At 39.9% G+C, this 1,026-nt stretch carries 1 protein-coding gene; it reads right to left on the reverse strand.

Annotated elements, in window-relative coordinates; genetic code table 11:
* Positions 1–180: 180 nt before the first annotated feature.
* A partial coding sequence (locus tag ACHBHN_RS11340) for an IS110 family transposase (RefSeq protein WP_394734163.1) occupies positions 181–1,026 on the reverse strand: 846 nt, incomplete at its 5' end.

Consider the following 1,026-nt stretch of genomic DNA (forward strand, 5'->3'; position numbering starts at 1 on the left):
TTTTTCTACCATTTGTCAAGTCCATCAAGGTATTTGACGAAAAATATTTTGAGTCTCGTAATCCAAATATGGAAATTATTTTATTTTGGACTAAAGTTTAGTGTAAAAAGTGTATACAAAAGCAACACCTTATGTTGAAATTTTTTGATAAGGTGTTACAATGATAGTGCATAAACAGTTTTACCGATTTTGGGTAGAAGTATAATCGTAAAGCTTATTATGCGTAATGAGGTAATACATTGTCCGAATGAGACGGTGTATGGAGGCAATCGTGTGTGGCTTGGTTGAAGTCGTTTGCGATTGCCTTTTTCGTTTCTCATAAAAGTCTGCGATATGGCAAGGATTGGTATGACTAGCTGAAGCGATATTGTGAATGCATTTGAACAGAATCTTTCTAGCATAGGGATTGCCACGCTTGGTAATGTGTTCTTTAGCGATGAGGTTTCCAGATTCATAGTGTCTCAGGTCAATACCGATAAAGGCATTGATTTGATTGGCAGACTGAAAACGGCGGATATCTCCCAGTTCGCCAATAATACTTGTTGCAGTCGTCTCAGCTATTCCAGGAATAGAAAGCAGAATGTCATACTCTGGTAAAGGCTTAGCTAGAGTAACCATTTTGTCTAAGACAGTTTGTCTCTGTTCAAAAAGTCTAAGCAATTCTTTTGCATAGTAACGCACCTCTTCCATGACCGGAGAGGTTTTCTTAACGGCACAATAAGACTGATTGGCTAGTGCTGTCAGCTTCTCTGCTAAGTAAGCTACACGCTTGTCAGAAATCCGTTTTGAAGTAGATTGACGAATGCTTTCTGAGAGTTCGTCCTTGCTTAAATCAAGCACGAAGTCCTTGCAAGGAAAAGCTATGACCAGGTTCCAGTATTGTTCACCAGTTGGTGTTGACAAGATATTTTCCAATTCAGGGAAAGTGACCTGTAAGGCCTTGTGCAGGCGGTTTTTAGCTCGAACAATGTCCTCGGTCAGATTCTGATAGAAACGGCTGAGATCCCGCAAGTTTTGGTAGACTTC

The sequence above is a fragment of the Streptococcus sp. A22 genome, from assembly GCF_043674215.1.
Classification (GTDB): Bacteria; Bacillota; Bacilli; order Lactobacillales; family Streptococcaceae; genus Streptococcus; species Streptococcus suis_V.